The following is a 24,477-nucleotide window of genomic DNA, read 5'->3' on the forward strand; positions in this document are numbered from 1 at the left end:
CCGGACGGTTTTTCAGCGCCCAATTATCCTCGGAGCAAAAAATGGGTCATGGTTTTATTGGAGAATTTCTCGGCACAATGGTGCTTATCCTACTGGGTGACGGCGTCGTCGCCAACGTGCTTCTGGCCAAATCCAAAGGTCAGAACTCAGGTTGGATCGTCATAACAGCGGGCTGGGGTTTTGCCGTTCTTTGTGGTGTCATAGTTGCGGTTTCAGCGGGTGCTTCAGGCCATCTCAATCCGGCTGTGACCCTCGCCTTCTATGCAGCTGGCACATTTCCTGCTGCTGACGTCGCCCCCTATATTGCGGCGCAGATGCTTGGTGCATTCGCGGGCGCTGTTCTGGTTTATCTGACCTACTTGCCTCATTGGAAGCCAACCGAAGACAAAGATCTCAAGCTTGCCGTCTTCTGTACAGGCCCAGCAATCCGCAACATTCCGGCCAATTTCATCACGGAAATCATCGGCACTTTCGTGCTCGTATTCGTTGTCATCGCCATTGGTGCAAAGGCTGTTGGTACCGTCGGCGTTCTGGGCCCACTGACGGTTGGTCTTCTCGTATGGGCGCTCGGTTTGTCACTCGGCGGACCGACCGGCTATGCAATCAATCCGGCACGCGACCTCGGACCACGCATTGCGCATGCTCTGCTGCCCATTCCGGGTAAAGGCGGATCCGATTGGTCCTATGCATGGGTGCCGGTTGCAGCACCTGTGGTCGGCGGTCTTATCGCCATTGCCTGTGCCAAAGCCGCTGGCATGATGTAAACATTATAACCAAGGCGGCTCAAGATGCTAACGCATCACGCCTTGATAAAGTTCAAGCGCCACTCGGGCTCAACCAAAGTCCAATGAGTTTCACTCAATGATCTTTGGTATTAGAGATTAAACATTAAAGATGCGCCGATCTGATCCAATCAGATCGGCGCATTTCATTTGTGTACCGCATTTTTTATCTATCAGCCGGATAAGGCGTTCTCGCAGCAAGCGCCAAACCGACGGCAAAAAACAGCACCAATACTGACATACCCAATGCCGCCGAATGCGTGAACGCTGTCACGGTTGCCACCAGGAATGGACCAAGGAAGCTGGTTGCTCTGCCAGCCAACGCGTAGATACCAAAATATCGACCCGATTCTTCCGGCTTGATGCTGCGCGCAAACCAGGAGCGAGATGAGGCCTGCACCGGGCCAAAGGCTGCACCCATCATGATACCGTAAATCAGGAAAGCATGTTCCGCAGACGTCGCAAACAAGCCTTGAGCCGGCGAATAGTCGAGCGCCACCATACCAAACAGCAGATAGTCCCGCCCCGTAGATACCATGCCTATGGAAGCGAAAAACAGCAATACCAGCGAAATCATCACAATCGCTTTGGAGCCAAAGCGCGTATCCATGCGGCTTGCAACAAGGCAGCTGAAAATTGCCATGACATTGGTGATCATGCCGAAAAGTCCAATTTCCGTGATCGACCAGTGAAACAACGATGCAGCATAGCCTGCACCCAAGGCGATGATGGCATTGACGCCATCCTGATAAATCATTCGGGCGACCAGAAATCGTGCGACGCCTGGACGCTTGCGTATCTCGCCCAATGTTGCTCTCAACTCCGAGAGGCCTTTGCCAAGCGCCTGTCGCAAAGGCTTTCCACGCGCCTGATCAGGGGTGAACAAAAACATTGGCAGAACGAAAATCAAATACCAGATCGCGGCAATCGGCCCTGTGATGCGAGCATCTTCTCCTTGTACCGGGTCCAGCCCGAACAAGGGTTTCATGCCAATGATCGTTTTGCCGGTTTCAGGTGATGCCGCGAGACAAAAGACGACAAAGATCAGAACGATCATACCACCCAGATAACCAAGTCCCCAGGCGAGATTGGAAACTCTTCCTATATCTTCTCGCGGCACGAGACGCGGCATCATGGAATCGTTGAAAACGATGGAGAACTCGGCAGAGACCATCGCTATGCTGAAGGCAAGCAATACCCAGAACAGATTGGCTCCGGGCACCGCGAACCAAAGTGTCATCAGACTGAGGATCTTGAGAACTGCAAAAAAACCGATCCACGGCTTGCGCGCACCGGTCTGGTCGGCAATCGAACCCAGAACGGGCGATAGAATGGCGATTGCCAAGCCCGCCGCCGCAAAGCCATAGCCCCATGCAATCTGCCCGGCTTCTGGCGTTTCGGCCATACGGGAGATGAAGTAAGGCCCAAAAATAAAAGTTATGACAACCGTGAAAAACGGCTGTGCCGCCCAATCGAAAAATATCCAGCCCCATACGCCGCGTCGGGAAGCATAGCCTCCCGCGCTCACAGATTGATCGCTCACGAATTGCTCCTTGCCCCCGATGCTTGAAGCTGCTCCCCGCAACAGCTGAACGTCTCTGCCCGAAGCTGCCTCTACATAATTAAGCTGGACCTTATACTGCGCTGTCACCACCCACAATAAACAAAAAAGGGCGACCGAAGCCGCCCTCTTAACTCAGAGTTGCTCTGCTTTACTGTGTTAAATCGGACATCAGGCCGGCTGCAACCGCCAGTCGCGAGACTGTCAGGTCACCACCTTCCGTCAGCGCCACCATACGGTTTTTCACCTGCTCGATACGCGCACCATCGGCTGCGAACCAGGCTGCTGCCGGGTCCTTGTCCTTGGCAAAACGCTTGAGCGCCGCAATGGTGATACCGCGCGCGGCCTGCGTGATCGTATCGCTTGCTCGCGACAGGGCAAGCCCGTCATAATAGTCCGTGACGGGGATGGAACGCGCGGCTTCCTCGATGCGACCAATGCGGAAGGCTTCCGAAACACCGAAATAGGTCTTGGCGGTTACCACCCGGTCGGCACCGGCCAGATGCGCGATCAACGCGATGTCCGGCATGATGCCTGCAAGCTGCAGATTGGCAAGACGCTGAGCCAGCTTTTCCGGTGCACCCTTTTCCACGAAAGCGGCCTTGTCGGCCTGAAGCGTGTTCTTCAGATATTCCGGCATCAGGCCGTCGAAACGCGGTTCCAGTTCGGCACGTGCCCTGGTGATCGTATCCACCAGTTCCGTCAGGTCGGCGCGTGTCGTATCGTTGCGCAGCACCCAAGCCGTCGTCGCCTGCAGCATTTCGCCGACAAGATGGTAGAACTGGTTCTGCACATCGCCCGGCACCTTGCTGTCGAGCGCATCGATGGCATCGTAGATAGTGTCGATATCGAAGCCATCACGCACCGCCACATAGGCACGCACGATATCGGCAGGCGACTTGCCCGTCGTATCGGCCAGACGGCTGATGAAGGTGATACCGCCACGGTTGATGACATCGTTTGCCAGTAAAGTAGCGACGATTTCACGGCGCAGACGATGACCGGAGATTTCCTCGGCGTAAGTCTTGGTCATGCGCTTCGGGAAATAGCCGAACAGCAGCGACTGGAAGTAAGGCTCGTCTGGAAGCTGGCTTGCCACCAGATCATCCGACAGCGACAGCTTGGCATAAGCGAGCAGAACCGCCAGTTCCGGACGCGTCAGCGGCTGGCCTGCCTTCTGGCGTTCGGCCAGCAGCGCATCGGACGGCAGATACTCGACCTTGCGGTCAAGAAGCTTGCGGTTTTCCAGCTCCGCCATGAACCGTGCCTGATAGGGTAGCTCCGCCAGACCCTGCCTTTCGCTGAGCGAAAGCGCCAGCGGCTGCAGATAGTTGTTGCGCAGAACCAGTTCGGACACGTCGTCGGTCATGCTGACCAGAAGCTTGTTGCGTGCCGGGCGCTTGAGATTGCCCGAACGCATGGCAGCAGCCAGAGCGATCTTGATGTTGACCTCGACGTCCGAGCAGTTGACGCCTGCCGAATTGTCGATGGCATCGGTATTGCCACGACCGCCTGCCAGCGCATATTCGATACGCCCGCGCTGGGTCGCACCGAGATTGGCGCCTTCGCCGATCACCCGTGCACCGACTTCCGAGCCGGTGATGCGGATCGCATCATTGGCGCGGTCGCCAACCTGCGCGTCCGTTTCAGCGGACGAGCGGATATAGGTGCCGATACCGCCGAACCAGAGGAGATCGACCTTCGATTTCAGGATCGCGGTCATGATTTCCTGCGGCGTGCCGGAGGTCTTTCCAAGGCTGATAGCTGCAGCAGCTTCTGCCGACAGGGTAATCGTCTTCTGGCTGCGACTATAGATGCCGCCGCCAGCCGAAAGCTTGGAGCGGTCATAGTCCTGCCAGCTCGAACGCGGCAATTCGAACAGCCGCTTGCGTTCGGCAAAGCCGTCGGCTGGAACCGGGTTCGGATCGATGAAAATATCGCGATGGTCGAACGCAGCCACCAGCTTGATCTGTTCGGAAAGCAGCATGCCGTTGCCGAACACATCGCCCGACATATCGCCCACACCGGCAACCATGAAAGGCTCGGTCTGGATATCCATGTCAAATTCACGGAAATGCCGCTTCACGGCTTCCCATGCGCCGCGCGCGGTAATGCCCATGCCCTTGTGGTCATAACCGGCGGAACCGCCGGATGCGAAGGCATCGTCCAGCCAGAAATCATGTGCCTGGCTGATGGCATTGGCCGTATCGGAGAAGGTGGCCGTGCCCTTGTCGGCAGCAACGACGAAATACGGATCGTCCTTGTCGTGACGAACAACCTCCGCAGGCGGCACGACATCATTGTCATGAATGTTATCGGTGACGGACAGAAGCGTCGAGATGAACACCTTGTAGGCATCGCGACCAGCTTCGAACACTGCATTGCGGTCGCCGCCGACCGGCAGACGCTTCGGATAGAAGCCGCCCTTGGCGCCAACCGGCACGATCACCGCATTCTTGACCTGCTGTGCCTTCACGAGGCCCAGCACTTCGGTGCGATAATCCTGTGCGCGGTCCGACCAGCGCAGACCACCACGGGCGACAGCGCCGAAGCGCAGATGCACGCCTTCCACTTCCGGCCCATAGACGAAGATTTCGCGATAGGGGCGCGGGTCCGGCAGGCCTTCGACCAGACGCGGATTGAGCTTGAAGGCAAAGGTGACACGCGGCTTGCCGTCGGCATCCGGCTGGTAGGCATTGGTGCGCAGCGTCGCTTCGATCAGATTGCGGAAACGGCGCAAAATCTGGTCGTCGTCGATGCTCGGCACGCCAAGCAATGCGGTCTCGATGGCATCGACCAGCTTCTTTTCAGCTGCATCACGGCGCTTGGCCGATGGGTTGAAGCGCAGATCGAACAGCGAATAGAGGTCGCTGGCGATTTCCGGATAACGGTTCAGTGCGGCTGCGATAAAGCCCTGCGAATAGGCGATGCCCGCCTGTTGCAGATAACGGCCATAGGAACGCAGGATCATAATCTGGCGTGCCGTCAGGCGTGCGGTCTGCACCAGCGCGTTGTAGCCGTCATTGTCAGCCAGACCGTCCCAGACATTGCGGAATACATCTTCCAGCATCTCGCCATCGTCGGAAAGATCGACCGGAGCGCCGTAAGCATTCACAAGCTGCATGTCATGGACATAGACCGGAGCGCCATCTTTGCCTGCTTGCGGCAGATCAATGGTCTGTTCGCTAACAACGCGGAAACCCATGTTTTCGAGAAGCGGCACGCGCTGCGACAGAACAACCGGCGCACCGTGATGATAAAGCTTCAGCGAAACCGCATCAGGACCATCGGTACGATAGCGATAAAAGTCCACGAAAAGCGGAGCCTCTGCGCTGAGGCCAGCGATGCGCTCCGCATCGACCAGCGCTTCCGGTGCCGTGAAGATTTCGCGATAGGATGGCGGGAAGCTTGCAGCAAGCGCGACGGTCTTTGCGTCGGCACTGTCAGAGCTTTCACGAACCGCATCGTCCCAGGTGCGAACGATGGAACGCACTTCAGCTTCCAGCGCTTCACGATCCACATGCGGCGTGGAACGCTCATGACGGCGGATGACGAACTGGACGCGTGTCAGGCCGTTCTGCAGGAAGACCGGGTGGAATTCGAAACTGTCACCGCTATAAATATCGACGAGATAGTGACCGATCTTCTCGCGCACGACCGAGTCGTAACGATCACGCGGAATATAGACCAGCACAGTTGCGAAACGGCCAAACCGATCGAGACGCGGAACGGCACGCACACGCGGGCGTTCGCCGAGCGCAAGGATCAGTTCAGCATTGGCAGTCAGGCTTTCCACATCGATCTGGAAAAGCTCGTCGCGCGGATATTCTTCCAGCACGTTGATGAGCGCCTTGCCCGAATGGTCTTCCCGGTTGAAACCAAGATGCTTGATGACCGCATCGGCCTTGGAGCGGATGAACGGAATACCTGCAACCGAACTCGTATAGGCAACCGAGGTGAAGAGACCGACCAGGCGCAGTTCGCCGATGGCTTCGCCCTTCTCACCGAATATCTTCACGCCGACATAATCGAGATAGGAGCGGCGATGCACCAGCGAAAGCGAATTCGCCTTGGTCACGATCAGCGGCTCGTTGCTGTCGAGGAATTCCGTTACCTCACGCGGCGTCACCGTGTCGTCGTCATCCTTGCGCAGGACGCGGACTTCATTGTCGTTGAGAATGCCGAGCGTTTCCTTAACCGGAACCAGTTCGCGCTTGTCGCCCTTGCCCTTGAAGGTCAGTTCGCGAAGTCCGAGGAAGATGAAACGATCGTCGCGCAACCATTCCAGAAACGCGATGGCCTCCGGCATGGCCGGATCACTCGTCATTTCATAAACGCGCTTGTAATCGGCGATAGCGCTATCGAGACGCTTCAACATCGGCTTCCAGTCGCTGACAGCAGAGCGAACCTGTCCGAGCACGCGTTTGATGGCGGCAGTCAGATCGGCCTTGGTCTGCTTGTCGAGAGCCGGAAGATGAATCTGTACCAGGCTGACGCGCTCAACGCCTTTGGCAGACGCGAGCTGCGATGCTTCACCCAGAATGACCAGCTCGTCCTTTTCGCGCGCAATATCCAGAACCGGATGCACCACCATGAAAATCTGGCTGACATGATCGTTCAGCTCACCCATGATAGAGTCGAGCAGGAACGGCATATTGTCGTTGACGATGGTGATGACACTCACCGGCCGACCACGGCGTTCGATACCGTTATCGACACTGATGATGCTCTTGCCCTTGCGATAGGATTCGAGGGCGGCATAGCCGTGACGGGCTGAACTGTCGAGAGCGGCAGCATCGTAAGCGGCCAGATCTTCTGGCGGCGCCCATTCGAAGAGAAGTTGCGAGAAGGCCGTAAGCGCCTTCGACTTTCCTCCCTTCTTCTCCTCCTTGCTTGCCTTGGAACCTTTAACCCTGCTCGACCGATCCTGCTTTGCAGTCACGTCGGATACTCCTGTCATGATGGCAATGCGCGCCAAACTAGCAGATTGGGCATTGGTTTCGATGACAAATCGTTGAAAACAACCAAAAAATTCCGTGAAAGTCAGAAAACTCGCATCTAATCCATTTAATTTGGAACAAAACTTCGAAAACTCTCCAAGAAATTTCGAAATATGCCGTTTTGCTTCGTGTCAATCACACTACAGGCAACACAACAGGTTTACGTAAGCGTCATAAAAGCTAAATTCCGCCACAAATCAGCGGCGAATCTGAGACTTGGTAACCCCAATCAAAGCTCGATCAAATGATCGTCCAGCTCGTTGATATCATTGTCACCAGCAGGAAAATGCTTCTCCAGCAAAGTGCCCGCTTGACCGATAGCCAGTACGAAACCCTCGGCCACTTGCGCGCGCGATGCATGATGGATGAGCGTTGCAACAATCTCGTTCCATTCTTCCTGCTCGACCCGCGCATGAATGCCCGCATCGGCAATCACCTCGGCATAATGTTCGGCCATCGAGACGAAGAGCAGAATGCCAGTGCGGTGTTCTGTGATGTGCACGTTGCGTGCCAAAAACTGCTGCAGCGCATTGAGATGGGCGCGTTTGTAGCGAATGCGGCGCGGCACCAGCAGCATACGAATGGCCGGAAAGAACCAAAGCACGAGCATCGCAGTCAGGAACGCCGCCAGCACTGCAAGCCCAAACATGGGCAGGCGGATATCGAACCAGTACCAATGGGCGAGAAAGGCCGCGATCACCGAAGCAATCAGGATGCCGCAGGTCGCCACAAAGCCCGCCGCAAAGAAATAGTCATCGCTCGAGCGCGCCAGAACGGCATAGATTTCGCCGCTGGTTTCTGCTTCCGCCTTGCGGATAGCCTCGGCAATGCGGGCATGGTCCTCGGCGCCAATCAGCGTGTGATGCTTCATGTTTGCGTCTCCCTACCAGCTACCCGAGGCGCCGCCGCCACCGGATGAACCACCACCACCGGAGAAACCACCGCCTCCCCCGCCGGACGACCAGCCACCGCCGCCGCCCCAGCTTCCACCACCCCTGCCGCCAGAGCCGCCGCCGCGATTGTTGTAATCCACGACCATGCCGAGCCACTGATATTTGCCCGGCCCGATCTTGCGTCCGAAAACCGGCGTCAGGATCGCCATGCCGAAGCCGCCGAAGAAGATCAGGCACCAGAAGGCGATGAAAACAACGAACACCCAGTCAATGTCGTCGGAGTTGCTCTGCACATTGCGCTTGGCCCGCGCTTCAAGTTCGGCGGCATCGCCGGAAAGCACCGAAAGAATGCCGTCGACACCCTGTACGATGCCGTTCGAATAATTGCCGGTACGGAATTCGGGAATGATGGTGCCATTGATGATGACGCTTGAAAGCGCGTCGGTCATGACGCCTTCGAGACCATAGCCGACCTCGATCCGCACCTTACGGTCATTGGGCGCAACCACCAGCAATATGCCGTTATTTTCCTGTTTCTGCCCCAGCGCCCAGGCGCGGAACAGGCGATTGGAATAGGTTTCGATGTCTTCGCCATTGAGACTCGGAACCGTCACCACAACCACCTGATCCGACGACTTCGCTTCAAAATCGGCAAGCTTCTGCGTGAGCTGCTGCCTTGCTGTTGGGTCAATAATACCCGCGGCATCGACCACCCGACCTGTCAAAGCCTGTGCAGGCTTTGCCGCATCCTGTGCATTTGCACCCGCCGCAACAAAGAATGCGAGGAAGAGCAAGACAAAGACACGAAGGTCCCGCAGCCAGTTCAGGCCGCGAAATGCTGCGCGCATGGGAAGCGAAGCTGCCACGAAAAACCCGATCAATTGTTAAAGTTGACCTGAGGGGCTGTCTGGCTTCCCGCATCCGCGCTGAATGTCTGCATCGGTACAGCATCGCGATACCAGATCCACGTCCAGATCATCGTCGGCATGGTGCGGATCGCCGTGTTGTAGACGCGAACCGCCTCGATATAGTCGCGGCGTGCAACGGTGATACGGTTTTCAGTGCCCTCGAGCTGCGACTGCAATGCAAGGAAGTTCTGGTTGGCTTTCAGGTCCGGATAGCGCTCGACCACCACCATCAGGCGCGACAGTGCGCTGGTGAGATTGGCCTGATTGTCCTGAAACTGCTTGAAGAGCTCTGGATTGTTGAGCGTTTCCGGCGTGATCTGCACCTGTGTCGCCTTGGCACGCGCATCAATCACCGCCTGAAGAGTTTCCTTTTCATGCGCAGCATAGCCCTTCACCGTTTCGACCAGATTAGGCACGAGGTCAGCACGGCGCTGATACTGGTTCTGCACTTCGCTCCATGCAGCCTTGGCCTTTTCTTCATTCGTCGGAATGGTATTAAAACCACAGGCCGAAAGCAGCGGCACAAGGACCACAAGCCCGAGTGCTACGATGATACGACGAAAAGAAAAAGAACGGATAGCGGTCACAGCCGACATGGTGTTCTCCTGAAAAAGGCGCATTTGCTGCGCCGAACAAATTTGGTACTCGCATATGAGCATTCACAAAAATGCGAGCCGTCAAATCAATAGGATAGACGAATTTCATGTGTCGTCCAGTCTGTTTGCCTTGAGTACATAGACGCGCAACACACAAACATTTCTCACGCACCATTGAGGAGTGTTCTCTGGGGCGAGTGATCGTCCAAAAAACTATGTTGACTCCATCAACATATTACATATTGATAGAGTCAACATAGGAGGCGCTGTGCAACGGCGTATACAGCCATGACATTGAACGAAAATCAAAAAGACATCAGCGAATTGCGCGCTTTTAACCGCACTTATACGCGCCGTCTCGGCCTTCTGAACACGCATCTCGACAACAGCCCGTTCTCTCTATCCGAAGCGCGTATCCTTTACGAAATCGCACATCGCACCAACCCGACGGCTGCAACAATTATGCGCTCACTTGATCTTGATCGCGGCCAGCTCAGCAGGATGCTCAAACGGTTTGCCGAACGCGGATTAATTGAAACATCACAGCACCCGGAAGGTGGTCGCAGCCGTCCCATCAAGCTTACCAAAGCCGGTCGCGAGGCTTACTCCGCTCTGGAACGGAATACATGCGGGGCAGTCGGTGAGCTTCTCGACGGATTAAGACCAGACCAACGCAAGGACTTACTTGCATCGGCTACAACAATCACACGCATATTCAACGAACCGGACCTGCGGGACGTGCAGATACGCGGCCTAAAAGCTGGCGACCTTGGCTGGGTTATCCATAGGCAGGCCCTGCTCTACACCAAAGAATATGGCTGGAATCACGAATATGAGGCACTCGTCGCCCGTATTCTCGCCGACTACATCGAATCTTTTGATCCAGCTCATGATGGAGCCTGGATAGCGGAAATGAATGGCCGCATCGTCGGATCGGTCTTTCTGGTGCATGGAGATCGACCAAAACTCGGCAAGCTACGCTTGCTCTATGTCGAGCAGGAAGCACGTGGCACGGGCGTTGGGGCGAAACTTGTGAATGCCTGCATCGAACACGCGCGCGCGGTCGGTGACGATCACCTTACACTTTGGACAAACAGCGTTCTGACAGCAGCCCGGCGTCTTTATGAACGGGCCGGTTTCAAGCTTGTTGATGAGGCCCCGCACCATTCATTCGGTAGCGATCTGGTGGGGCAGACCTGGGAATTGGCGCTCACCGAAAATCCATAGGACCAATCGATAGTCTAAACATAAAAAAGCGGCGGAGTAATCCGCCGCTTTTCCATTCGCAAGTTGCGAAAAATTATTCGCTTGCAGCTTCTTCAGCAGGAGCAGCAGCGGCCGCCGCAGCTTCAGCAGCCTTTGCAGCTGCTTCTTCTTCAGCCTGCTTGGTAAGAGCAAGACGCTCCTGAGCCTTCTTACCTGGCAGACCCTTGGTCAGGTTGCTGCGTGCTTCACGCTTGGCAAGACCGGCCTGGTCGAGGAAACGAAGAACGCGGTCGGTTGGCTGTGCGCCCTGTGCAATCCAATGCTGGATGCGGTCAGCGTCGAGCTTTACGCGTTCAGCGTCTTTAGCAAGCATTGGGTTCCATGCGCCAACGGTTTCGATGAAACGGCCATCACGTGGGCTGCGAGCATCAGCAACAACAACGTGGTAGTAAGGACGCTTCTTGGAGCCAGCGCGGGCGAGACGAATCTTAAGAGCCATTTTTTCTTTCCTTTAGACAATAGTTCTGCCCAGATGGGCAATTGGTTGAACCGCTTTTACGGTATTCAGTTTCCGCTGTGATTTGCAGCGGCATGCTCATGGTGCCGAATAACTTCCTTCACGATGAAGTTCAGGAATTTTTCGGCAAAATCTGGATCGAGATGGGCATCGACAGCCAAAGCGCGCAGGCGCTCCACCTGACGCTTTTCGCGGGCAGGATCAGCCGGTGCGAGGCCGCGTTCAGCCTTCAGGACGCCAACAGCCTTGGTGCAGCGAAAACGTTCCGCCAGCATATGGATCAGCGCTGCATCGATATTGTCGATGGAAGCGCGCAGTGCCAGAAGTTCAGCCGGTGCAGTGTTCTGTTCGTCAGCCATCTTACTCACTTCTTCTTCGGCAGGCCGGGAAGACCACCACCCAAGCCGCCACCAAGACCCGGAAGCTTAGGTCCACCCAAACCCGGCAATCCTGGCAAACCGCCGCCCTTTGTAAGACCGGCCGCCTCTGCCTGCTTGGCAAGCGCTTCGAGCTGTTTGGGGTCCATCTTGGAAAGATCGGGCATGCCCATCCCACCCCCGAGACCACCAAGGCCCATCTTGTTGGCAAGGCCACCCATCATCTGCTTCATCATTCCGCCCTTGCCCTTGCCCATGACTTTCATCATGTCGGCCATCTGGCGGTGCATCTTGAGAAGCTTGTTGATGTCAGCAGCACTCGTGCCGGAACCCTTGGCAATGCGCTGCTTGCGGCTGTGCTTGAGAAGGTCGGGATTGGCGCGCTCAGCCTTGGTCATCGAGCCGATGATGGCGAGCTGACGATCAAATACCTTGTCGTCAAGACCGGCAGCTGCTGCCTTGTCCTTCATTCCGCCCATGCCGGGCATCATGCCCATGATGCTGCCCATGCCGCCAAGCTTTTTCATCTGGCCAAGCTGGTCGGCAAGATCATTGAGATCGAACTTGCCCGACTGCATCTTCTTGGCCATCGCTGCGGCTTTTTCCGCGTCGATGTTTTCGGCAGCCTTTTCCACGAGCGAAACAATGTCGCCCATGCCCAAGATTCGATCGGCAATGCGCTTGGGATAAAACTCCTCAAGCGCATCCATCTTTTCGCCGGTGGCGATCAGCTTGATCGGCTTGCCGGTGATGGCGCGCATCGAAAGGGCTGCACCGCCACGGCCATCGCCATCCATACGGGTGAGAACGATACCGGTAATGCCAACGCGCTCATCGAAATTGCGCGCAAGATTAACGGCGTCCTGACCGGTGAGGCTGTCGGCCACAAGCAGGATTTCATGCGGATTGGCGGCTTTGCGGATATCCGCCATTTCCACCATCAGCGGCTCATCGATATGCGTACGACCAGCGGTATCGAGGATAACCACATCATGGCCGCCGAGCTTTGCAGCCTGAACGGCGCGCTTGGCGATTTCAACCGGCGACTGGCCAGCGACAATCGGCAGCGTGTCGACAGAAGTCTGGATGCCGAGCTGACGAAGCTGTTCCTGCGCTGCTGGACGACGCGTATCGAGCGACGCCATCAGCACCTTCTTGCGTTGACGTTCAGTCAGACGCTTGGAAATCTTGCCCGTCGTTGTCGTCTTACCCGAGCCCTGCAGACCCACCATCATGATGACGACAGGTGCCGGTGCATTCAGGTCAATCGAAACGCCTTCGGTACCGAGCATTTCGATAAGTTCGTCATGGACGATCTTAACGACCATCTGGCCGGGCTTGATGCTTTTCAGAATCTCTGCGCCGACAGCCTTCTCACGAACGCGGTCGGTGAAAGAACGAACCACTTCCAGCGAAACGTCGGCTTCGATCAGCGCACGACGCACTTCGCGCAGCGCAGCCGCCACGTCGCTTTCAGAGAGAGCGCCGCGTCCGGTCAGGCCGTTCAGAATGGAGCCAAGACGCTCCTGAAGTGATTCAAACATCGAGTTTCCTTTTAATCCGAGAGGAGGCTGAATGCGTTCTCAGGGATAGATCGTCCCGCGAACTGGTCAGTTCAAGAAGCAACCAAAGCGATACAGCACCCGAGGGCGCATCGCGCTGTCGGATGTGGACCTCCGGGATCGTTTTATACCACAATGGGTCCCGGTCGGCGGCTCGCGTTCTGAAGATCGCGGATAGATTGGGGCAGGCTTTAAGGTGATAAGCCCGCAATGTCAAGCAAAAGGCGGCAAACGGCCCTGCGCAATTCAGTAGCACAGAGCCGTTTGCCCAAGCGTTATTGTGGAACGGCTCCGACCAGAGGATCGCCGATCCCCAGCACATAGAAGCCAATCAGCAACAATGTGCCTGCCAGTGTCACATAATAGATCGTTGGAATGATGGTCATGCGCATCGTCACGCCTTCGCGACCCAACAATCCAACCGTTGCAGAAGCAGCGACGACATTATGAATAGCGATCATATTGCCCGCCGCAGCACCCACCGATTGCCCTGCAACCATCAACGCCCCGGAGACTCCAAGCCCTTCCGCAACACCATACTGGAACTGACTGAGCATGAGATTGGAAACCGTATTGGAGCCCGCAAGAAACGCGCCGAGCGCACCGACCGATGGAGCAAAGAACGGATAGATATTCCCAACCTCGACAGCCACCCAATCTGCAACCATCAGCGGCATGCTGACCAAATCCTTTGAGTTGACACCGGAATTGATCATCACGCGAACCATTGGCACAGTGAAGAGCAACACAAAGCCCGCGCCAAGCAAGGTCTTGGTGCTTTCACCAAACGCCTTCGAAAATTGCACCGCCGACATGCGGTGAATGAAGAAGGTGATCAGGCAGACAATAACGAGCAATCCGCCGGGCAAGAACAAGGGTGTAAAGTCACCACTTATTCCTTTTTCCCCCATGATATTGGTTGCAGCGAAAGTCACCGACTTCAATGCGCTGCCAACGGCTGGGAATGTACGACTGACCACAAGGAACACGGCCAGAAGTATGTAAGGCGTCCAGGCAAGTCCCAACGATATTTTCCGCGATGTCAGCTCGTCGAGCTTCATCTCAACGCTGCCCATCCAGCCTTCCGGCCATTCTGACGCTGGCGCAAAATCCCAAGCGTCCTTTGGCATCAGGAATCCGGCACGTGCCGCAAGCGTTGCAAGAGCCAGACCGACCAGACCGCCAATCATCGACGGGAATTCTGCACCCAGAAAAACCGCGCTCAGAACGTAGGGTATTGTGAATGAAAAGGCTGCGAAGAGTGCAAAAGGCAGAATCGCCAGCCCCTCTGTCCACGACTTGTTACGCCCGAAGAAGCGCGTCATGATGAGAACAAGAAAGAGCGGAATGAAAGTGCCGCAAACGGCATGCAGGATGGCTACTTCCGACGTGATGACGTGAAAGAAGTATTCCCAGCTTGAGCCGGCTCCCTGAAGTTGCCCCGTCAACGCCTCACGATTGAGACCCGACTGAACGCCCACAATGAGCGGCGTTCCAACCGCACCAAAAGAAACTGGTGTTGATTGAATAATGAGACCGAATGTGACGGCTGCAAGTGCTGGAAAGCCAACAGCAACCATCAATGGAGCGACAACAGCCGCTGGCGTTCCAAAGCCAGACGCCCCTTCGATGAAGGAACCGAAAAGCCACGCAATCAGGAACACCTGAACACGCCGATCAGGACTGATTTGTGCGAAACCAGATCGGATCGCGGAAATGCCGCCTGAATGCTTCAGCGTATTGAGCAGCAAAATCGCCCCAAAAATGATCCAGAGCAATCCGGCAGTCTGGATCAATCCCTGAAGAGTAGAAGCGATGATGCGATTGCCACTCATACCCCATAGAGCCATCGCAATAATCACGGTGAGTACATAAGTGACCGGCATGGCGGTCCGGGCTTGAATACGAAATCCAACCAGCATTACACCGGCTACGAAAATCGGTAAAAATGCAAATAATGCAAGAAATCCATTCGACACGTGGCGTCCTCCCTCGTCAATGTCGTGGCCTCAAAGATCAAATTGTAATCGCAGTGGTAAATAGTTTTTACCAGCCCTACTATAGTCGATGGGTATGAAGCACTTTGTCAACAGGGGCGAAAATGCTTATTCTAAAGCTCTAAACTTGTCAGAATCCCTTGTTTTAGCGATAAAATACTAGAAATGGTGGAACCTGATGTCCGGTTCCGGCATGACATTTGACGTAAAGAATGGCAAGTTCGCGCCGAGGTAGAATCAACTCCAAAGGAGAAACGAATGGCATTGTTTGCCAAGGGCCGGTCTTTGACGGCAGCAGCAGTTCTTGCAGTGGGCATGATGGCCGGAACCGGCCTCGCTGAGGCAGCCCAGTGCGGAAACAATGGCGCCGGCTATAGCGCCTGGCTCCAGCAGACGGTCAAGGAAGCGCAGGAACGTGGTATTGGCAAGCGTGCACTTGGTGCACTTTCCAACACCAAATATGCGCAGGCCACGATCAATGCTGATCGCAATCAGAAGAGCTTCAAGCTTTCCTTCGAGCAGTTCATGCAGAAGCGCGGCGCAAACACGATCATCCAGCGCGGACGTTCGATGAAGAAGCAGAATGCGGCGCTCTTTGCTGCAATCGAAAAGCGCTATGGCGTTCCAGCTGGTCCGCTGATCGCAATCTGGGGTATGGAAACCGGCTTCGGCGCCTATCTCGGCAAGCAGCACACGCTTTCGGCTGTTGCAACGCTCGCCTATGATTGCCGCCGCAGCGACTATTTCACCCAGCAGCTTTATGCAGCACTCAAGCTGATCGACAACCAGGATCTCGATCCAAATGCCGTCGGTGCTATGCATGGTGAAATCGGCCAGACGCAGTTCCTGCCGGTCAACGTCCTGAAATACGGCGTCGACGGCGACGGCAGCGGCCATATCGACATGGCCCGCTCCAAGGCGGATGCTCTCTATTCGACCGCGAACTTCCTTGTCGGTCACGGCTGGAGGCGCGGTGCAGGCTATCAGCCAGGCGAAGCGAACTATGGTGCCATTCAGGGCTGGAACGCTGCAAGTGTTTACCAGCGCGCCATTGCCGAAATGGGCAAGGCAATCGACGGGAACTAGAGCGCATCCCGAAAAGTGTGAAACGGTTTTCGGAAAAGATGCGCGTAAAAATAAATGATTAGAGCGCCGATCTGATTGAATCAGATCGGCGCTCTAATCCAGTCAAAACCATAAAAGAAAAGCCCGGTTTCCCGGGCTTTTTTATTACTCAGATATATCCGATGCGGGCTGTAACGGCCCGGCATCCGGTCGCTTGAAATCACCGGTCTGGTGATCCATCACCCAAAGTTCGCCGGTCGAAATATCGAACCACGCGCCATGCAAGGTGAGCTTACCCTTCTTTTCCAGAATATCGACACAAGGAAAAGTGCGCAGATTATTGAGAGAATAGCGGATTGAAATACGCTCAAGGGCCGTCTGACGCTCCGTCGGGGTCATCAGCTGATTGCCACTGACTGTTTCTGCCGCGGGTGCAATCAGGCTCATCCACTTGCCGATGAAATCACCAGGAGAAAGCGGAGCGCTCTCCGTATCGAGCGCAGCCTTGATCCCGCCGCAGCGGCCGTGGCCCATAACGACGATATTCTTCACCTTGAGACTCTGCACTGCAAATTCGAGGGCAGCCGATGCCGCATGGAATTCGCCATCCGGCTCATAGGGTGGAATAAGGTTTGCTACGTTGCGCAGGACAAAGATTTCGCCCGGTGCCGTATTGAAAATGGTTTCAGGAGCAGCGCGCGAATCGCAACACGCGATGACCAAAGTCTGAGGAGACTGGCCTTTTTCCGCGAGTTCCCGATAACGCGCTGTTTCCTGCGCGAAGTGCTCGCTCATAAAGGTACGATAACCGGCGAGTAGTGAATCTGGTAGATCAGCCATGACTTTCCAATATCCCTATCGAAAACCGAGAGCAATAAAAAACGTTGGCGTTCAAGTTCAAGCATTTGCGATCTCTCGCAGCCATCATAAACCGCATAAGCATGGTGCAGAATACTGCTGAAACCACAGCCCTACGCCCGCAATCCCTTGGTCGGATGCACCAGTCGCCGCGTCTGCACCATTGCCATTGGTACCGCGAGACTGGAAGCATCTGCTTCCAGCATCAGTTCATCAGCGCCGCGCTTGGCGGAGCGCGCCATGATTTCAAACACTGCGGCTGTCGTGCTTTGCAGCATCTTCTCGTCGGAAAGACCGGACAGCTTGCGCGCCAGAAATACCGCTGAAGTCAGATCGCCAAGACCATTGGTCGGTCCTTCGACGCAGCGATGTTCAGCCATCAGCGCAACCGTTGGCGTCAGCAGGATATTGCCGATACTGCCCGTCATAAGCGGGAAAGCAGACGTTACCAGCATTGTCGCAGGACCTGCATCAAGTGCTGCTTCCATCAAAGCCTTATTGTCTTCCAGCGGAACCCCCGTCAGCCACGACAACTCGAACCGGTTGGGCGTGGCAATATCAGCGAGCGGTAACAGTTTGTCACGGATACCATTGGCTGTCGCTTCGGGAACATAAAGCCCCTTCTGATCACCGATCACCGGATCACACAGATAAAGCGCATTGGGATTACGCGCTTTCACCGCTTTGATAAGTCCGGCGACAGCGTCCGCCTGTTCGGGATGACCGAGATAACCGGTCAGGATTGCACCTACTTCACCAAGCCACGGTGCGCGTTCCAGATCCTGCATCAATGTTGCAAATTCGTGCGGTGGCGGCACGATGCGCCCGGCAGGCCCATGACCGGGATGCCATGGCAACACCACAGTCGGCACAGCCCAGACAGGAAAGCCCAGCGTTTCCAAGGCGAAAACTGCTGCACGGTTACCCACAGAACCACGCACGACATGACTTGAAATGACAATAACGGTTGTCGCATCCGACGGCGCAGAAAGCGTCATGTTGAACCTAGCTTTGCATGAGATAGAAAAGGAGCCAGCCGATTATCGCCAGCGTGATGATGAGCCCCAATCCGCGCCCAACGCGAGTAGCCCAAAGTTCTATTGGATCATTCTCCGGTGCGTCGCTGGCCGACAGATGCTCGGCGGTACGGGACAGCCCGCGCCGCACAATGCCTTCCGCACCGATCTGTTCGCGCGCAAGCCGATCGAGAATACGCTGCGCCTCGTCCTGACGCTCGCGTCCCGGACCTCCGCCCCCGCCTACACCCGCCTGCTGGCGTTCGCCCATGACCTGTCTGCCCTCAAAAAAAGACTCGCGTCCCAAAGAAGAGCCACAGCATCACGCCCGAAGCGCCGTTCTGCAAGCAGAATGTTTGATCAAATGTAACTCACCTGAAAACAGATCCAAATTTTCGGAATGCACTCACGCGATTTTCACGATCAGCTTGCCAAAATTACCGCCTTCAAGCAGCGAGAAGAAGGCTTTTGGTGCATTTTCAAGCCCGTCGACAATGTCTTCACGATAGCGCACATGACCATTGGCAATCCACTTCGCCATATCATGATAGAAGGCCGGACGCTGCTCCACGAAATCACGCTGGATAAAACCACGAATCGTGAGGCTTTTCGACAAAACGTCCCGCATGAAAACCGGCAGACGATCCGGTCCGTCAAATGCGCCGCTTTGGTTATATTGGGCAATCAGACCGCACACGGGCACACGGGCAAACTGGTTGAGCAGCGGGAAAACTGCCGCAAAGACTTTGCCGCCTACATTCTCGAAATAGACGTCAATACCTTTCGGACAGGCTGCGGCCAGCTCTTCTGCAAAGTTTTCGCTGTGATGATCAATTGCTGCGTCAAAGCCAAACTCTTCAATCAGCGCACGACATTTGTCCGCGCCGCCCGCAATGCCAACCGCGCGTGCGCCTTTCAGCTTCGCAATCTGCCCCACAGCAGAGCCCACGGGTCCGGTTGCAGCGGCAACCACCACGGTCTCACCTTCTTTCGGCTGACCGATCGTGAGAAGACCCGAATACGCCGTAAACCCTGGCATACCGAGAATGCCGAGCGCCGTCGTTACTGGTGCCGCCTTCGGATCAAGCTTGCGAACATCTGTGGCTTTTGCAAGCGCATAGCTCTGCCAACCCGAATGCGAAAGCACCAGATCACCCGGCGCAAAGCCTGCGCTGTGGCTCTCAACCACCTCGCCCACCGTTCCACCATCCATGACGGCACCGATCTCGACCGGTGCAGCATAGGATTTTGCAGCACTCATGCGCCCGCGCATATAGGGACCAAGCGAAAGATAACGCAGTTTCAGAAGCAGTTCGCCTTCACCCGGACTTGGGATCGCCACGTCCTCAAGCCGAAAATTCTGTGCTACCGGTTGCCCATCGGGCCGTGAAGCGAGGACGATACGTTGATTGACTTTCGCGGTCATGGGAAACTCCTGCACATTCTGGCTGATCAATAAGGCACTCTGCCTCTCACTCTTCATCTGAACGTAAGTGAATCGCTTCGACTGCGAAACGACCGCATGGAAATCTTCATGCTTGTTTTAAACGACTGGAAAGAAACTCCGTTCCCTCCCCATCAAATAGTTAGAAAAGAAAACCCCGCCACAATGGGCGGGGTCGATACTCTGTAAGGGAAATGTCCGAAATTACTTCATCATCGAGATCACGAACTCCGCCCCATCCTTGACGCCATGCCGCGCGCCCGCAGCGGAGCGAGGACGCGCAAGCAAAGGAACGTCTGGCGTTACTTCATCGTTGGAATGACGAATTCGGCTCCGTCTTTGACACCAGACGGCCAGCGCGAGGTGACTGTCTTGGTCTTGGTGTAGAAGCGGAAAGCATCAGGGCCGTGCTGGTTGAGATCACCAAAGCCCGAAGCCTTCCAGCCGCCAAAGGTGTAATAAGCAATCGGAACCGGGATCGGCACGTTGATACCGACCATACCAACCTGAACGCGGCTTGCAAAATCGCGCGCTGCATCGCCGTCGCGGGTGAAGATAGCAACGCCATTGCCGAATTCATGTTCATTCGGCAGAGCCAGTGCTTCCTCGTAGGTCTTGGCGCGAACAACCGAGAGAACCGGACCGAAAATTTCTTCCTTATAGATGCGCATGTCCGACGTGACATTGTCGAACAGGCAACCACCCATGTAGAAGCCGTTTTCATAGCCCTGCATCTTGAAATTACGGCCATCGACGACCAGCTTTGCGCCTTCTTCGACACCGAGATCAACATAGCCACGAATGCGGTCGAGTGCCGCCTTGGTAACAACCGGACCGAAATCTGCCGAATTATCGGTCGAAGGACCAATTTTCAGCGATTCAACGCGTGGGATCAGCTTTTCCATCAGCCGGTTTGCAGTGTCTTCACCAACAGGAACGGCAACCGAGATCGCCATGCAGCGTTCGCCAGCCGAACCGTAACCTGCGCCAATCAGCGCATCGACGGTCTGATCCATATCGGCATCCGGCATGATCAGCATGTGGTTCTTGGCGCCACCAAAGCACTGCACACGCTTGCCGTTCGAACAACCACGTCCATAAATATACTGCGCAATCGGCGTAGAACCGACGAAGCCAATGGCCTGAACATCAGGATCATCAAGCAGCGCATCAACAGCATCCTTGTCGCCATTGACGACGTTGAAAATGCCAGCTGGAAGACCGGCTTCCATGAACAGTTCGGCAAGACGCATCGGCACGCCAGGATCGCGCTCCGACGGCTTCAGGATAAAGGCATTGCCGCAGGCAATCGCAGGACCGGCTTTCCAGAGTGGAATCATTGCCGGGAAGTTGAACGGCGTAATACCCGCCACAACACCCAGCGGCTGGCGCATGGAATAGGTATCGATGCCCGTTCCTGCATTGTCGGTGAATTCGCCCTTCAGCATGTGTGCGGAACCAAGGCAGACTTCGACCACTTCAAGACCGCGCTGAATATCGCCCTTGGCGTCGGCAATAGTCTTGCCGTGTTCGCGTGCAAGCAGTTCGGCAAGGCTGTCATATTCAGCTTCAACCAGCTCAAGGAATTTGCGAAGAATGCGAACGCGGCGCTGCGGGTTGGTTGCAGCCCATGCTGGCTGGGCAGCCTTGGCATTTTCTACTGCTGCGCGAACTTCGTCTTTTGTGGCGAGAGCAACTGTGCCCTGCACCGTGCCATCGAGCGGCTGAAAAATATCCGACGTGCGGCCGCTTTTGCCAGCTACATGCTTGCCGCCGATGAAATGCCCTACAGTGCGCATTGGAAGACCTCCCTGAATTCTGGTTCCGTCTGACAGATCCAAAACCTGCCATCTTGAAGGCCATCCTGACTCTGCAAATTCACAATTGCAAGGCGCTGAAAAGCGTATCTGTTGTGCATTTTTTATAGTACCAATAAGATAAATCTCGAAAAGCGCGTGGTGCTTTTCGAGATCATGCCAAATCAAAATCACACTCAAACAAAGAACACCATGAACTGGGACGATATCCGCATATTCCTTGCTGTGGCCCGCTCTGGGCAGATTCTGGGCGCGGCCAAAAGACTCGGCCTCAACCACACAACAGTCGCCCGCAGGCTGACTGCACTTGAGGCTGCACTTTCCACGACACTGCTGACGCGCCGAACCAACGGTTCAACACTCACGCAGGCGGGCGAAGAATTTCTGCTCGCAGCCGAACGCATGGAAGCAGAAATGCTTTCTGCACGTTCGCAAGTTGGCAATGCGGATATTGCTGTATCAGGTACGGTGCGAATTGGTGCGCCTGATGGTTTTGGCGTTACGTTTCTGGCTCCGAGACTGGCGCGGCTCACACAACAATATCCCGATCTTACCATCCAGCTTGTGCCTGTGCCGCGCTCCTTCTCATTGTCGCGACGTGAAGCAGACATCGCCATCACGGTCGAGCGTCCGGAACAGGGACGGCTGGTCGCCCGCAGGCTGGTCGATTATACGCTGGGCCTTTTTGCCCATCGTTCCTATCTCGAAGCGAATGGCATGCCTGAAAGCGTCGAAGATCTGAACCACCATCGGACAATTGGTTATGTGGAAGATCTGGTGATCAATCCGTCTCTCGCCTATGCGCCGGAAATCAGCCGCGACTGGAAGCCTGCTTTTGAGGTTTCAAGCGCATTGGGACAGATGGAAGCGGTTCGTGCGGGTGCCGGCATCGGCATTTTGCACGCATTCATCGCACGCGCTGATCCCAATCTTGTGCCTGTATTGCCTGATCGTATCATCCGCCGGGCCTATTGGCTGACCTATCATGAATCCGCGCGCACACTGCGACGTGTTACGGCCGTTTCAGCTTTGATTTCCGAGCTGGTGGAGAGCGAGAAATCGCTGTTCAGTTAGGGCGTATACCGAAAGTGTGAAACGGTTTCGGATAAGATGCGCGTAAAAAATGATGAGATCGAAATGCGCTCTAATTTGCTTTCCAATAAAATGCCATCACACCGATGATCATAGCTGCAGGAATAAGCAGTGCATCGAGGCCAATGAAATAATGCGCAAAGCCGCCAAGAACGGCACCAATCATCAATGACAGCCAAACAGCGAAATGTTGCAACCAGCGCCATCGTGGCACTTCACCCCGCCATGACCCGGCAAGATCAGCAGCTGAATTAAACAAAGTTCCGGTCACATAAGTCACACCGAGACGCGCAGAGCCTATGGGCTGTACGGCGGCATTCTGCGCACCCATGGCGGCTGCCAGCAGCAGAACCGGATGGATCAGATCGAGACCCTCATGACGCAAGATGCTGACCAGAAGAAGGATCGCCGCCACGCTTGCCATGACTGCGAGACTACCGTTCTTGCCATGGGCGCGAACGGCAAGCGTACCCAAAAATGCGCCTATGAAAAACAGGGCGATAAGAGCAGCGGGAAGCCAGATAATTACCCGTCCCAAAGCATCCGGTTGCCCGGAAACAGCGAGCCCCAGCTGTGTGGTATTGCCGCTCATGAAAGAGGCAAAAAAGCCACCCAGTTCGAGAAAAGCAATTCCATCAATGAAGCCTGCCGACGCGGTCAGAGCCAGACCGAGAGACAGTCGCGAATTCGGTGTCATTGGATTGAACTTTGAAAAAGAGCGGCCCGGCTTTTGAAAAACCGGGCCTTTATTCAGGATTGGAACGCGTCGTCAGACGCGTTTAACGATGCGCAGAATAACAAGAAGGATCGCAGCACCGATAAAGGCATTGACGATGGAAGCGATAATGCCACCACCGACCGAAAAGCCCAATCGTGGCAAGAGCCAGCCTGCAAAGAAAGCGCCAATTACACCGACAATAACGTTGCCGATGAGGCCAAAACCACCGCCCTGCACCACCTTGCCGGCAAGCCAGCCAGCAATCAGGCCAACGAAAAGGAATACAAGAAGACTCATACCGTCCATAAGCAATTCTCCCTTTCAGAACGCGTCCCCGACGCATCTGCGATGAGTTGACAATATGTTGGCCTGTCAGACAAGAGGCTATGAGAATTAAGGCGCCAGATGTTTGAAGGCTGCCACCACTTCTTCATAGACCTTGCGCTTGAAAGGCACGATCAGCTCAGGCAGTTCCTGCATCGGCTTCCAGGCCCATTCTTCAAACTCGGCTGTATGCCCACCGGGAGGCGGGTTGATCGCAATCTCGTTCTCATCGCCCTCGAAACGATATGCGAACCATTTCTGGGTCTGACCACGATACTTACCTTTGAGGGCATGTCCGACCAGACGCAGCGGCAGATCGTAATTGATCCAGTTTGGGGCTTCCGCAAGCAGCGAAACCGACTTCATGCCGGTTTCTTCATACAGCTCACGCAGCGATGCAACCGCTGGATCTTCACCCTTATCGATACCACCCTGCGGCATCTGCCAAAGCTGCGTAGCCCCATCCATCTCGTCGCCGGGAATAACGATGCGTCGGCCGGCCCAGACGAGACCTTCCCTGTTGAGCACCATCAGCCCCACACAAGGGCGATAAGGCAGGCTTTCAGGATCGACAGGACCTTTATGCTTCGACATGGTATCTCCGTATGCGCGCGTTTGAACGAGTGTTATAGAGCGGTTACAACGATTCAATCTTATCTGGAGCCGCTGTAAACTGCGACAAAAGAAAACGCGGGAGCCTGAACTCCCGCGTTTTTTTGTTTCATTCGCCTTCAACAGCATGGT

General features: G+C 55.4%; 21 protein-coding genes. 4 read left to right on the forward strand and 17 right to left on the reverse strand.

Annotated features, from left to right (window positions below; translation table 11 throughout):
* Positions 1-41 precede the first annotated feature (41 nt).
* Positions 42-764, forward strand: coding sequence for an MIP/aquaporin family protein (locus tag CEV33_RS10440; protein WP_094540426.1), 723 nt, complete (start codon positions 42-44; stop codon positions 762-764).
* A gap of 184 nt (positions 765-948) precedes the next feature.
* Here CEV33_RS10440 and CEV33_RS10445 read toward each other — a convergent pair whose 3' ends face one another.
* The 5 genes from CEV33_RS10445 to CEV33_RS10465 form a co-directional block, all read right to left on the reverse strand.
* A complete protein-coding gene (locus tag CEV33_RS10445) occupies positions 949-2,325 on the reverse strand; it encodes an MFS transporter (RefSeq protein ID WP_094540427.1) in 1,377 nt (458 codons plus the stop codon).
* A 169-nt stretch (positions 2,326-2,494) separates the two neighbouring features.
* Positions 2,495-7,285, reverse strand: coding sequence for an NAD-glutamate dehydrogenase (locus CEV33_RS10450; RefSeq protein WP_094540428.1), 4,791 nt, complete (start codon positions 7,283-7,285; stop codon positions 2,495-2,497).
* A gap of 287 nt (positions 7,286-7,572) precedes the next feature.
* On the reverse strand, positions 7,573-8,214 hold the full coding sequence (locus CEV33_RS10455; RefSeq protein ID WP_094540429.1) for a TPM domain-containing protein: 642 nt from the start codon (positions 8,212-8,214) through the stop codon (positions 7,573-7,575).
* Positions 8,215-8,226: 12 nt separating this feature from the next.
* Positions 8,227-9,084, reverse strand: coding sequence for a TPM domain-containing protein (locus tag CEV33_RS10460; protein WP_235818394.1), 858 nt, complete (start codon positions 9,082-9,084; stop codon positions 8,227-8,229).
* 29 nt (positions 9,085-9,113) lie between these two features.
* Positions 9,114-9,740, reverse strand: a complete 627-nt coding sequence (locus tag CEV33_RS10465; RefSeq protein ID WP_094540430.1) for a LemA family protein — start codon at positions 9,738-9,740, stop codon at positions 9,114-9,116.
* Between the two features lie 288 nt (positions 9,741-10,028).
* Here CEV33_RS10465 and CEV33_RS10470 point away from each other — a divergent pair, with 288 nt between their 5' ends.
* Positions 10,029-10,967, forward strand: coding sequence for a bifunctional helix-turn-helix transcriptional regulator/GNAT family N-acetyltransferase (locus CEV33_RS10470; RefSeq protein ID WP_094540431.1), 939 nt, complete (start codon positions 10,029-10,031; stop codon positions 10,965-10,967).
* A gap of 73 nt (positions 10,968-11,040) precedes the next feature.
* On the opposite strand, the gene rpsP is transcribed toward CEV33_RS10470, so the two are convergent.
* The 4 genes from rpsP to CEV33_RS10490 form a co-directional block, all read right to left on the reverse strand.
* Positions 11,041-11,445 carry a 30S ribosomal protein S16 gene (gene rpsP / locus CEV33_RS10475; protein WP_094540432.1) on the reverse strand — a complete coding sequence of 135 codons (405 nt, stop codon included), beginning with the start codon at positions 11,443-11,445 and terminating at the stop codon, positions 11,041-11,043.
* A 65-nt stretch (positions 11,446-11,510) separates the two neighbouring features.
* The gene (locus CEV33_RS10480; RefSeq protein ID WP_094540433.1) at positions 11,511-11,822 is read right to left on the reverse strand and encodes a chorismate mutase; all 312 of its coding nucleotides are present in this window, start codon (positions 11,820-11,822) and stop codon (positions 11,511-11,513) included.
* Between the two features lie 5 nt (positions 11,823-11,827).
* Positions 11,828-13,384 (reverse strand): signal recognition particle protein, encoded by a 1,557-nt coding sequence (gene ffh / locus CEV33_RS10485; RefSeq protein WP_094540434.1) that lies wholly within the window; start codon positions 13,382-13,384, stop codon positions 11,828-11,830.
* Between the two features lie 293 nt (positions 13,385-13,677).
* Positions 13,678-15,381, reverse strand: coding sequence for an L-lactate permease (locus CEV33_RS10490; protein WP_094540435.1), 1,704 nt, complete (start codon positions 15,379-15,381; stop codon positions 13,678-13,680).
* A gap of 276 nt (positions 15,382-15,657) precedes the next feature.
* Here CEV33_RS10490 and CEV33_RS10495 point away from each other — a divergent pair, with 276 nt between their 5' ends.
* Positions 15,658-16,485 (forward strand): lytic murein transglycosylase, encoded by an 828-nt coding sequence (locus CEV33_RS10495; protein ID WP_094540436.1) that lies wholly within the window; start codon positions 15,658-15,660, stop codon positions 16,483-16,485.
* Between the two features lie 144 nt (positions 16,486-16,629).
* Here CEV33_RS10495 and CEV33_RS10500 read toward each other — a convergent pair whose 3' ends face one another.
* The 5 genes from CEV33_RS10500 to CEV33_RS10520 form a co-directional block, all read right to left on the reverse strand.
* Positions 16,630-17,304, reverse strand: a complete 675-nt coding sequence (locus CEV33_RS10500; RefSeq protein WP_024895831.1) for a carbonic anhydrase — start codon at positions 17,302-17,304, stop codon at positions 16,630-16,632.
* A gap of 131 nt (positions 17,305-17,435) precedes the next feature.
* Positions 17,436-18,320 carry a pyridoxal kinase PdxY gene (pdxY, locus tag CEV33_RS10505; protein WP_094540437.1) on the reverse strand — a complete coding sequence of 295 codons (885 nt, stop codon included), beginning with the start codon at positions 18,318-18,320 and terminating at the stop codon, positions 17,436-17,438.
* A gap of 7 nt (positions 18,321-18,327) precedes the next feature.
* Positions 18,328-18,609, reverse strand: a complete 282-nt coding sequence (locus CEV33_RS10510; protein ID WP_094540438.1) for a hypothetical protein — start codon at positions 18,607-18,609, stop codon at positions 18,328-18,330.
* Positions 18,610-18,744: 135 nt separating this feature from the next.
* Positions 18,745-19,764 carry an NADP-dependent oxidoreductase gene (locus tag CEV33_RS10515; RefSeq protein WP_094540439.1) on the reverse strand — a complete coding sequence of 340 codons (1,020 nt, stop codon included), beginning with the start codon at positions 19,762-19,764 and terminating at the stop codon, positions 18,745-18,747.
* A gap of 320 nt (positions 19,765-20,084) precedes the next feature.
* A complete protein-coding gene (locus CEV33_RS10520; protein WP_094540440.1) occupies positions 20,085-21,581 on the reverse strand; it encodes a CoA-acylating methylmalonate-semialdehyde dehydrogenase in 1,497 nt (498 codons plus the stop codon).
* Positions 21,582-21,791: 210 nt separating this feature from the next.
* Here CEV33_RS10520 and CEV33_RS10525 point away from each other — a divergent pair, with 210 nt between their 5' ends.
* Positions 21,792-22,673 (forward strand): LysR family transcriptional regulator, encoded by an 882-nt coding sequence (locus CEV33_RS10525; RefSeq protein WP_094540492.1) that lies wholly within the window; start codon positions 21,792-21,794, stop codon positions 22,671-22,673.
* 70 nt (positions 22,674-22,743) lie between these two features.
* Here the strand turns inward: CEV33_RS10525 and CEV33_RS10530 are convergent, their stop codons facing one another.
* From CEV33_RS10530 to CEV33_RS10540, 3 genes are all read right to left on the reverse strand, one after another.
* Positions 22,744-23,388: a YoaK family protein gene (locus CEV33_RS10530; RefSeq protein ID WP_094540441.1), complete on the reverse strand. Its 645-nt coding sequence runs from the start codon at positions 23,386-23,388 to the stop codon at positions 22,744-22,746.
* Positions 23,389-23,460: 72 nt separating this feature from the next.
* On the reverse strand, positions 23,461-23,715 hold the full coding sequence (locus tag CEV33_RS10535; protein ID WP_094540442.1) for a GlsB/YeaQ/YmgE family stress response membrane protein: 255 nt from the start codon (positions 23,713-23,715) through the stop codon (positions 23,461-23,463).
* 87 nt (positions 23,716-23,802) lie between these two features.
* Complete coding sequence (locus tag CEV33_RS10540; RefSeq protein WP_094540443.1) at positions 23,803-24,327, reverse strand: RNA pyrophosphohydrolase; 525 nt, start codon at positions 24,325-24,327, stop codon at positions 23,803-23,805.
* Between the last annotated feature and the right edge of the window lie 150 nt (positions 24,328-24,477).

The organism is Brucella grignonensis (assembly GCF_002252505.1).
Classification (GTDB): domain Bacteria; phylum Pseudomonadota; class Alphaproteobacteria; order Rhizobiales; family Rhizobiaceae; genus Brucella; species Brucella grignonensis.